11 protein-coding genes and 1 pseudogene are annotated in these 10,830 nt (G+C 47.1%); all 12 read right to left on the reverse strand.

Annotated features, from left to right (window positions below):
- Nucleotides 1-173 precede the first annotated feature (173 nt).
- The gene (locus tag B5F35_RS16445) at nt 174-1,088 is read right to left on the reverse strand and encodes a tyrosine-type recombinase/integrase (RefSeq protein ID WP_087242644.1); all 915 of its coding nucleotides are present in this window, start codon (nt 1,086-1,088) and stop codon (nt 174-176) included.
- A 150-nt stretch (nt 1,089-1,238) separates the two neighbouring features.
- Nucleotides 1,239-1,433: pseudogene (locus B5F35_RS18550) on the reverse strand (IS5-like element ISLpl3 family transposase); the annotation flags it as partial.
- A 31-nt stretch (nt 1,434-1,464) separates the two neighbouring features.
- Nucleotides 1,465-1,941 (reverse strand): hypothetical protein, encoded by a 477-nt coding sequence (locus B5F35_RS16450; RefSeq protein ID WP_087242645.1) that lies wholly within the window; start codon nt 1,939-1,941, stop codon nt 1,465-1,467.
- A 102-nt stretch (nt 1,942-2,043) separates the two neighbouring features.
- Complete coding sequence (locus B5F35_RS16455) at nt 2,044-2,637, reverse strand: hypothetical protein (RefSeq protein WP_242969568.1); 594 nt, start codon at nt 2,635-2,637, stop codon at nt 2,044-2,046.
- A gap of 64 nt (nt 2,638-2,701) precedes the next feature.
- Nucleotides 2,702-3,286, reverse strand: coding sequence for a sigma-70 family RNA polymerase sigma factor (locus tag B5F35_RS16460; RefSeq protein ID WP_087242653.1), 585 nt, complete (start codon nt 3,284-3,286; stop codon nt 2,702-2,704).
- 20 nt (nt 3,287-3,306) lie between these two features.
- Nucleotides 3,307-3,717, reverse strand: coding sequence for a zinc-finger-containing protein (locus tag B5F35_RS16465; protein WP_087242646.1), 411 nt, complete (start codon nt 3,715-3,717; stop codon nt 3,307-3,309).
- A 61-nt stretch (nt 3,718-3,778) separates the two neighbouring features.
- Nucleotides 3,779-4,099, reverse strand: a complete 321-nt coding sequence (locus B5F35_RS16470) for a hypothetical protein (protein ID WP_087242647.1) — start codon at nt 4,097-4,099, stop codon at nt 3,779-3,781.
- A gap of 90 nt (nt 4,100-4,189) precedes the next feature.
- Nucleotides 4,190-4,399 (reverse strand): DUF6133 family protein, encoded by a 210-nt coding sequence (locus B5F35_RS16475; protein ID WP_087242648.1) that lies wholly within the window; start codon nt 4,397-4,399, stop codon nt 4,190-4,192.
- A gap of 273 nt (nt 4,400-4,672) precedes the next feature.
- Entirely contained in the window at nt 4,673-5,548 is an 876-nt protein-coding gene (locus tag B5F35_RS16480; RefSeq protein ID WP_087242649.1) for a type II secretion system F family protein, read from the reverse strand.
- Complete coding sequence (locus B5F35_RS16485) at nt 5,545-6,477, reverse strand: type II secretion system F family protein (protein WP_087242650.1); 933 nt, start codon at nt 6,475-6,477, stop codon at nt 5,545-5,547. The genes B5F35_RS16480 and B5F35_RS16485 overlap by 4 nt, the downstream gene beginning before the upstream one ends.
- Before the next feature lie 140 nt (nt 6,478-6,617).
- Nucleotides 6,618-9,953 (reverse strand): MSCRAMM family protein, encoded by a 3,336-nt coding sequence (locus tag B5F35_RS16490; RefSeq protein ID WP_140401269.1) that lies wholly within the window; start codon nt 9,951-9,953, stop codon nt 6,618-6,620.
- 206 nt (nt 9,954-10,159) lie between these two features.
- On the reverse strand, nt 10,160-10,830 hold a 671-nt coding region (locus B5F35_RS16495), incomplete at its 5' end, for a sortase (protein ID WP_087242652.1).

Consider the following 10,830-nt stretch of genomic DNA (forward strand, 5'->3'; position numbering starts at 1 on the left):
CGCGAAAATACGCCTGACATTTCGCTCCTTTTTCCCTTTGGGTTCTTGTTTACAAACCAAAAAACTGCTCTGGCTTGATTGCCGGAGCAGGTTTTTCTACAAGCTGAAATTCAGATGCGGGAAGCCACTCATGAGTGGCTTCCCGCATCTGAATTTATATATGAATCCAACGACTATCCAAGCGTAAATGACATCTTATTTCTGGGATGATTTTCTGATAGGAGGATGGCCTGTCGTTTTGTTGTAACATGAGTATAAATTTGGGTCGTAGAAATGGAGCTGTGACCAAGCAGAGACTGAATATATCGGATATCGACCCCTGCATCTAAAAGAGAAGTGGCGAATGTATGCCGGAACATATGAGGGGTTATGGAAAGCGATATATGAAGCCGATCTGTATACTTTTTAATGATTCTTCTTACGGATTGAGGGGTCAGCGGATTTCCATGATTATTGATTAAAATTCGATTGTGATGGTGAATCTGCTTAAAAAACAAAGCATAATATTGTTTAATCAAACGAAGAAGTTCAGGGGAATCAATCTCCAGAACGCGCTCTTTATCCCCTTTACCATGTATGACCATCTGAAGTCCCTCTTCTTTGAAGAGAAAGGTTTGTTCTGTCAATTCACACAGTTCGGACACTCTGACACCTGTGCTGAACAGCAGTTCCAAGACGACAATATCTCTCAATACCCATGGAATGTCAGGGGAATAGACATGATACGCTTCCTTGAGAAGCTCTCGCACAATGTGTTCTGGAATGGTGCGGGGAAGCTGTTTCGGTGTATGAATTCGCACCCGTAGTTTTTCAAATGGGTTGTAGTCCAGCTGGTCATTAAACTCTAGCTCATGGTAAAAGGCATGTACGCTGGCGAGCTTCCGTTTCGCTGCACGGGGCGAAAAATGGTTATTTAGATATTTAATATATTGACTGAGCAATTCTTTATTTACTGGCCGGTCGTTTACAAAGCAGAGAAATTGGTTTAAATCAATCTGATAGGCTTTTATCGTGTGTGGAGAAAGCCGTTTTTCGTATTTGCTCATCTCAAGATACCATGTGATCAACTCAGACAGATGATTATTCATAGGGATACCTCCATAATAAGTATAGATTTATCTATTATGAAGGCTGTCCTTACCATTGTCTATCTGAGATTATCAAACATTTTGTGTTCCAATTGTTGTACATGTTGAGATAAAGCAGACAGTATTGAGCCAAAAGTAGCAGCTTTGTTGCTAAATGAGCAAAATAGCAATAGATGCAAGATATACGAAGGCCAAGAAAAAGACATCTAGCTTATCATATCTGGTGGCAATTCTCCGAAACCATTTAATTGTCTGGAAGAAACATTCAATCAGGTGCTGTTCTTTGTATAGATGCCAATCGACCGGCCAAGGCTTGGAAACATTACTTTGTGGTGGAATCACATAGCAGGCTTCTGTATTGTGTAACTTTTATTTTTCAAGCAAGGCCATCAGTGGCAGAGCTACCATCAACTATTTCAAAGCCCAAGAAATTGTTTGTGGAAAGAGCTGCATCCAAATAATCATTCCCAATAACCAGATGGTTGCTTTTTTGAAAATAGAAACGATAATGGACTCCGAGTTGAAACTTGGAAGACTTGTTTATCAACAGAGTTTGTTCCTCGCCCTGTTCATTCGTTAGATGTACTTTGCGATAGCGGCACAACATGTGGGTACTGACTCCAGTACAAATACCATCCACAATTTCATACTGTCCCCTGGCAGCAGTGGCCCATAGGCTTTGGCCCAAAATCAAAGAGGTCACCAGAATGATCCCGCCCAATATCAGCAAAACCCAGTCAGCGATAACTACAAAGACAACCATGCTAACAACCATACTCGCAGCACCCGCCAAAAGGGTGAACAGGATTTTCCGGCGCAGCACAAAGGGAAATTGATTCCATCCATTTATCATACATTGATCCTTTCAAAAATGATTTGCTGTCGCAGATACAGGTTAGCAACGGCCAGAATGACCGCCTGACTGCTTCGGCTAGTCTTCATTTGGTAGGCGATGTTATAACAGGTGTCCTCCTTGTCCATACACCGTTTCCAGCAAGGTTTTTTCATCAGGAAGGACAGTGACACCTTGCTCCACGCACTTGATGATCTCGGCGGTAGATAGAATGGCCTGATGAGCAAGCCGCATGACACGGGATTCATAGTCTGTGCGCTGATCCTTGCGGAAAAGTTTCAGTGCCTGTTTGACCGGGATATGACGGGAGAAGACAAACTTTAGAAAAGACGCACCCCGCAACAACACAGAATCACTGGTGGGAATAATACCTAGGGAACTCAACAAATCATAAAGAGCATCATACTCTGTTTCTCCACAGCCGGAGACCAGAAGCCCACGGAACAGTAGACGATTGATGCAGGCATCCCATGGACGGGAAATACAGCCATTCAAAGAGGATGCCAGCTTATCACACTGAAGGGGAATATCCTCCCATGTGCAGATCCGCCAATTTAGTGCGGTCCAGACCACCAGTTCCTGCACATCCAACATGTAATCCTGTCCGCCCAACATAACAACCGGGTAAGATTGGCAATGACCTTCGGTTTGCCGGCTCAGGCGTCCTACCGCAGTATAAAGTTTTTTCTGTTCCATTTTTCAAGTACCTCCTTTATATATCCTTTACTTTGGAAAGGATACATTTTTCAACAAATGAAATTCATAACAATGATTTCAAAAATCTGGAATCGCTACGCAGCTTAGAGGTAGCACGGGAGATCCATGCCCCAACATGCGAAGGGGGCACTTGATAGAGCTTGGCAATATCGGTAACACACATTCCTTTAATTTTAAGGGTAAGGGCCTCCATACCGAGACGGGCCACCCCATCATAATCCTGTTTGCTGTCTTCTAAAAGGGACAATGTTTCCACCAGCGACATCTGTGTATCAAAATCATCAACCTCAAAAGGAAGCATTTCCCCATCCACCGCCAATTCCCCATGCTCGCCGATGATAAGCCGGCTGCGCTTTTTGCTTTTCTCGCAGACCTTGCTGCAATAAGAGAAGAGTCCATTCCGAACAACCCGTTTTGCATAGGTGGGAAACTGTGCTCCGCCATTATCACAATATGTGATAGCAGCTTTACAAAGCCAGACGCACCCCTCTTGGAACAGGTCCTCATGCTCCAAACCAGGAATTACAGGATTCACATGGATGTAATCATGAATGACCCAATGTACAACAGCCAAATTTCGGGCTACAAGATCTTGCTGATTCTTATCTAAGTGAAATGCTGTGGACATCGTAGTTGCACCTCTTTTCATCAGACCGCCTGATCAAACGGAAAAGATGCGGATGCCTGTTTACACAACCGGATGACCTCATCACACATCCAATTAGAGAACTGTCCGATATGCGTTTGCTTTGAATTCAAACCCAACTTGGATTGAAGCCAGATATAAACCTCTCGCTTTTCCATGTGTCTATTCTCACATAGATGCTGCAAGGCATAGTGAGCCAAAATGCGTTTATGGCGTAAATCGCCATTTGCCAGCGTTCCCATCGGCAGATGGGTATGGTTGTGGGCACTCACATAAGCATCGCAGGCCGGCCACCGGTCACAGACATACAGGTATTTACCTTGGGATCGCTTGTTTTGCCCATAGACCACATTGGCTGGGCGAAGTGTGGCCCTTGCATGGCAGTACGGACATTTGATTTTAACTTGCTTCATAAAATCATCATCTCTTTCTTGGCGCACCGTTGACGGTACGATAACGTCTTTGTGAATAAAATTAAGTGGACTGCAGAAGCTGTGAAAATGGACAGACTATGTTGTCCGTGGTATACCATTCAAGGAACTGGGCATAGGCAGATTTGAAGGCACCGCGATCCAAAATCGCACTGCACTCAGAAGGATCTACGCGCTCCCCAGTAAGTTCATAAAAGGTATCCGCTGAGAACAGCAGGGGTTTTCCATCGGCATCGGCCGCCAGCAGATATCCGCTACACATAAGATTCTGTGGACAGGACTGGCAGCGAATGAAAATGGCATTGCGCCAATTTCCATACACAGCTCGCAGGAAAACATAAAATTCTTGAAACTTTGGTATCATGTTTTCACCTTCATTATCCTACATTTGAAATAACAAAAAGGCGGGAACCGACTGTGGACATCCACAGACCGATTCCCGCCAATGATTAAGTTAGCCAAACAGTCCCTCTATCTCTTTGGTGATTCTCGGAATGACCGTGTCGTTGAAGATGAGGGTCAGGGCTGCCAGCAGAAGAGCGCCCAGCACCACGGCGATGATGATTTTGACCGCGTCACTAATGTAGAAATCGCCGCGTTGGTTGGAAAGAGCCATGCAGACGCGGATAGCAAAGCGGTTGGCTTTGTGAGCAAGCTTGTTCATAAAACACCTCCTAATGATTGTGAAGTGGATGGATGAATTAATCTGTTGAGCACGGTGAAGCAGCCAAAAGAAACGGCGCTTTTTCTCGCCAGCACCACCCAGCGAAATATATATTTTTGTTATAGAACTTCTCCTGTAAACAGAAACTAGCCTGCTGAATCAACAGGCTAGTTTTAGCGGATGCAATAGGAGCGTTAGGATCTGCGCTAAGGAAACCCGCTGAAATACAAGCGACCACCTCCTGATATAAACTTGGTACAAGTGGAAATTTGATTACCCAAAAAAAGCGCCCAACGAGTTCAAAACCTCCACGCAGAGCACGACCAAATAGATGATCAAAATACAAACGAGCATCATCATGGAATACCGCTGAATCTTTTTGGGCCGTTTGGCAGCTTCTTTTTTCAGATTGTTCTGTTCAATCTGCCGCATATCAAAGCAAATCATCTTGAAGTACATCCGCTGGTCGTCACCGCGCAATACGCCGATCAGGCCTCGGATTACATCAGACAACATGGGGCTGCCAATGCGGGTCTCGAAGTGGATCAAAGCGTTTTCATAATTGCCGGTTTTCATGTCAGCAATCGTTTGATCCAGCTCTGCACCGAAATCCTTACCTGCAACGCGACGGTAAGAGGTGAGAATTTTCAGTACATCACGATCATTCTCCAAATTCTGCCCAATGGTTAAAGCAAATCGGGGTATCTCGCTTTCAATGAGTCTGCGACGCTTTTTAACATAATCGAAGACGCTGTAATAGGTCGAAAACCACAGTGCCACCGCCAAACCGATTAGAATCGGAACGGCCAGCGGCATAAGCGGCACCATAAGAAAAGCACAGAGACCAATGGCACTAGCCCGAACCCATGCCCGGGCGGTATAGACTTCCGGTGACAGCTCCAGACCGACAATGTCCAGTGCCCGCTGAAGCTTATTGCGCTTGAGCTTATCCAGTTTCAGATAAGGAGCGAGCAGCCCTGCGATTTTGGTAGTGTAGACGTCCAGCAACTTTTCTGCTTTGATGCCCTGCTGCTTGCGGGCCATCATCATCTGGGAGGTCTTCTTAGTGGGAATGTCCACGAAAGCGCAAGTTAGGTTATAGGTGGCGAAACCAAAACAGATGATCGCCAAAAGAGCCAGAAGCGTCATGCGCCGTCACCTCCGTATTCAATGGGTTTGCTTAACTTCATGATCTGAGTCAGGGCAAAGAGGATGATGGCTGCGCAGATTGCCAGAGCGATTTTGCCCGGAGTGGTGAAAATGAGGGTACGGAACCAGTTTTCGTTGAGGAAGTACAGCAATGGCACATTGGCAACCACCAGAAACATCATAGTAATGGCTTCCCGACGCGGCCCCTGCATCATAGCCTCCAGTTCAGACTGTACCACACGCACATCGCTGAACTTCTGGGCAATAGTGGGTAGCGTGTTTTTCATGGAACGGTCAGACTGGCACTGAATCAAGATGTTACACCATTCATGGAACACCCGGTTGGGAACCTTCATTTTAAGGGAGTTGATGGCACTGATGATATTCGCATTGATCAGCTCTGTTTCATAGACAAACGCCTCGAAAGTGGCCTTGACTGGTTCAGTGATGTAGGGCAGGTTTTCCTTGACGGCCCGAATCAGATCTTCCGTTCGCAGATAGGAAGTAGTGATGATGGAGATAGCCGTTTCCAACTCTTCATTGAGGTGCTTTTTGTAGCTGGCAGCTGTGCTGCGTAGATACCAAATGGGGGCCAGAGAAAAGCCGATACCCAGGATCGGCACCATATACACATTGTTGATCAGCAAGGCCAGGGCAGCGCCCATCGCGAAAAGAATCAGTGACAGGCGTTTGATTGCCTCATAGCGATCGGCGCGGCCGGTGCCTCTCAGAATCTGCTTCAGCTCGTGGTCCTGGCTAAAAAAAACCTTGGATGGGATCCCCAACAGAACATTCAGGTCATCGGATAAGGTAGCCGTTTTGCGCTGGGAGCGAAAGATAGCATCAATAAAGTCCCCGGGACGAACGCCCAGCAGACTTAAAAGTCCGGCGCTGATAAGTGCGAAGCAGGTACAGTAAAGCCAGGGCATGAATAAATTACCTCCATTTTCAATTGAGCACTTTGCAGCTATTCAATAACGGTTTCATTGTGAGTAGACAAGTAGAGTCAACAGCAAAAAAGTACCGGCCTTGGAAAAAAATCCAAGTCCGGTACTTTTGCAATTAAGAATCAATAGCCTGTGGTAGGATAGGAGATAACCGGCCCGCAGATTTCTGTGACCCAAGTGTAATCAGATGTGAACCACTTGTCGTTGTACTTGCCGCCGACATCGGTGCGGTTGGCAAAGCGGTAGCCGTTGGCCAGATTCGGAAGGACGGTGACAAGAATCATCGGCCTGTTTTCCTCCCGGAAACCGGCTTTGACGGTGCCAAACTCAAAGCGGAAATCGGTGATATACTCGTTTGACGCCAAACCAAGACGGGACGCACTGCAATCCAGGTCATACGACTGTGTAGTCAATAGTCCGGTTGCCAAGTCACGATAGGAGGAATTGAGATTCGTCTTATAAGTGACCTTGTATGTCAGTCCGGGTTGGTTCCAGGTGCCGGTGTGGATAACGTTCAGTCGAACGGCATCGGTCGGAATCTGGTCGTGCCAATAAAAGTTTTCAAGCGGAACATTGGACAAATTGCAGATATCCCAAAAATCATACCGCATTTGCTGACCAGGCGTGACGCTGGTGTTGCCCTGCTTCTTGACACTGGTGGCAATATTGGCTGAACTGTTGAGCACTTCCACCTGTACCACATCGTTCGGAACTTTCAGTTCAACTTCAAACTCTGTGGTGTTGAGCTGGTAGTAATCCGGAGCGGTGATTTCCCGGATTTTGTAGCGGCCAAGCGGCAGCGGACCAGATGCGGCGACGCCGCGATAGTCGCTTACAATGCGGTCAACCACAACACCCGTATCGGCTCGCATAATTTCAAAGATTCCACCTTCCAGCAGGCTGCCCGCCGGTTTACCAACGATGGGATTGTAATCCGCAGATTTCTTGATAAGTTGGATCTGTCCCTGTGTTTTAGAGTTCTCCCACAAAATTTCCTCTGTACTTCCATTTTTTATAACTATGCGTTTTTCCCGTTCATCCAGTGTGTAGCCGTCCGGAGCTTTAATCTCACGGAGATAATACACACCATCCGGAATATCTTCATCCAGCTGTGCATAGCCGTCTCGGTCAGTGACCAGCTCTGCAATAGTGTGACGATCCTCGTCCATAAGCAGGAAATGTGCGTCGTACAGACCGCGATCCGTGTCAGCATCAATCTTGTGGATAACAATACTGCCAAGGCGCTCATTTTCAAATTGGATTACAGTAGTTTCATTTGGTTTGATTTCCACGGTGCGGGGAGTGGAATCCAGTTTGTATCCGCTGGGTGCCTTGATTTCCTGCACTATAACGGTCTGCGGCTCCAATGAAACATAAATTTCTCCATTAGCATCGGTAATATAATCGCCAATGAAAGAGCCGTCTGGGCTTGTGAGGCGGAAAGTAACGCCCCCAAGACCTTTCATATTTTGTTTGACTGTTTTCAGGATTTTCAGCCCACCCTCGTAATCATTGATGAAAGTCACTGTGGTGGGTTTTCCGGCCACAACTTCCACTATCTGAGGAGTGGGATCCAGAATTACGCCGTCAGGGACTGCGATTTCCTGTACCTTGTATACTCCAGGTTGGATATTCGTGAGTACAGCAAGTCCGTCGCTGCCAGTGGTTACTTGGGTGACTTTAACTCCAGCCAGTGTAGAAAGCAGGAAGGTTACTCCCCCCATTGGTTTGCTGTCACTTCCCATTTTGTGGATAACAAAGTCTTCAATTTTTTTGTCCTCAAACAGCAACTCTACGGTTTCTCCTGGTTTGATAGTTACAGTTTTGGGGCCTTCACTGATTTCAAATCCATCAGGTGCTCTGGTTTCCGTGACGATATAAGTTTTTGTGGGATCAAGATTTGAGATAAGCACAGTTCCGTCTGGACCAGTGACGTAATTGTCGCCAATCAACGTACCTTCTGCTGTTGTCAACTTGAAGATAGCTCCTGACAGCGGATTGTGTGTGGATGGATTTTGCTTCTTAACGAGAAGGGAGCCATATGGGTCATTCTCAAAAACGAATTCTACAGGATTTTCTCCATCGACCAGCTTGGTTTGCGGTGTCGGATCGAGCACATAGCCGTCGGGTACGGAAATCTCCGTGACAGTGATGTAACCGCTCGGCACATTTGTCAGAACAGCTCGTCCAGTAGAATCCGTGACCATCTCTCCAATGAGCGCACCATCCGCGCTGGTTGCACGGAATCGAGCATCGGAAATACCCGCACTGGTTTTGGAGTTTAGTTTAAGAACATAGACAGGAGACTTTGCTTTGTTTTCAAACTGGATGGTCGTGATTTTGTTGGCTTCCAGCGTGATCTGCTTTGGTGTTTCATCCAGAATATAGCCGGGCAGAGTGGCAATTTCCTTGATCGTGTAATTGACACCTGCCTGCAAACCGGTAACAAGGATCTCTCCATTTTCGTCTGTCACAAAGTCGCCAATCTTCTGTCCATCGGTGACACGCAGCTCAAAAGTGACACCTTCCATAGGGCCTTTTGTTACGCTGTCGCTCTTCACCAGGCGCAGCGTCGGCTTGATGCTGTTGCGCAAGGTGATTTCTCCAATCTTCCCAGGTTCCAGCGTAACACGGTGGACAGTGTTATCCACAATGTACTGCGGAGGTGCGGAGATTTCCTGCACGTCATAGGTTCCGGCTTCGAGATTGGGGATAAAAATGATACCGGATTCATCTGTGATGAATTCGCCTACCACTGGACCGTCCGCTTTGCTGACTTTAATCACAACACCAATCCCTGGATTTCCATCCGTATCAATTTTGCAGACCCGCAGCCCAGGCTTCGAGGTGTTTTTGAAGGTGACGTCAGTGCGCTCATTTGGTTTGAGCTGCACTGTAATCGGCTTGTCATTGACAATATATCCGGGAGCCGGTTCAATTTCCTGGATGACAATGGAGGTTACATCCAGATCGTCGAGGAAAATCACACCGTTGTTATCCGTCACACGGGTGTAAACGGTGCTCGTGCCAGGGATCGTAAAGGTGAACTTTGCGCCCATGATGCGTTTGCCGGTGTCCTCATCTTCCTTAATAAGCAGGAGTCCGGGTTTCTGATCGTTGCGGATGGTGACAGTAGTCACATCAGCCACAATTTTGACAGTTTGCGGAGTGCTGTTGAGGACGTATCCGGCAGGGGCTTCGATTTCGGTGATTACCCACGTCGATCCAGTTTCCATATTCTCAAATTCGACTCGACCGTCAGGGCCAACTTCATAGATGCCCTCGCCTCGTCCGCAGTTTCCAGGACCGAACGGGTCACCCTCCGGTGACTTGCCGATGGACGGCACATCTACTGAGATAGAACCGGATGTTCCTGTTGTTACATTGGTTGACCAACTTTCCTCTATTCCCTCACATGGATCTTCATCCTCATTTAATTTTTTTTCATATCTACTCAATGCAAAAGTGATGATAATACATGCCAAATTTGCTCCCGCCAAAAGTATGGTAGTATTTATACTAAGCAACTTAAATAATGAGTCCTGAAAATAAGACTGTGCAGATAATGTTATCATTATAAGCGTACACAACGTCATTATAGCAGAGTTAAGTCCTTTGACGAAGGGAGAATAATTCATAACTTTTGCCCTCCTCTTTATAAAGTTCAATTAATACACTGAGCTGTCACAATCAACCGGACGGAGGGCTGATTGGCAAGACACGTCACCAGCGTCAGCATGTTTTCCGTGGAGGTGTTGAGAGGGGAGAGGTCATTGACGGAAACGATGCGTGTTCCGGTCACTTGATACGTCCTCACGCCCAGAGCTGTGCTGTAAGTGATGATATCGCCGTAATTCAGCGAAATCAGCTGAGAAAACCAGGCGTTCGGCCCTCTGTTGTGACCTGCGAGACAAACGTTACCGTCCCATGCGCTGGTTCCGGTAAAATGGCCAGCGCCATATAAAAGGGTGGTGTCATCCGTCCCTTCATAAACGGTTATGCTGCGCCCCTTGATGTTCAGCCGTCCCAGGACGCCATTATATTGGAGGATAGAGCTGTCTGTGTAGCTGCCGCCTCCACTGGTTCCGCTGCCCTGCCAGCCAGGAGGGACAACGGGATACCCGTTGTTGTCCGTCACTGTACCATCCGTATTGCCGGTGCTGGGGGGAATAACGGTAATCACGCCGTCCTCAGAGGATATCACTCCGCCTCCGGACGTTGTGAAATTCCCGTGGCCGTCATGGTAGATGATGGCGGTGGATTCCGGGTAGAAATAGGGGAATTCCTCCGCCTGTACATAATAATCGTAGTAGTATTCGGGGTCATCCCAGGCTG

Origin of the sequence: Anaeromassilibacillus sp. An200 (genome assembly GCF_002160025.1) — a bacterium.
In the GTDB taxonomy this organism is placed as follows: Bacteria; Bacillota; Clostridia; order Oscillospirales; family Acutalibacteraceae; genus Caccousia; species Caccousia stercoris.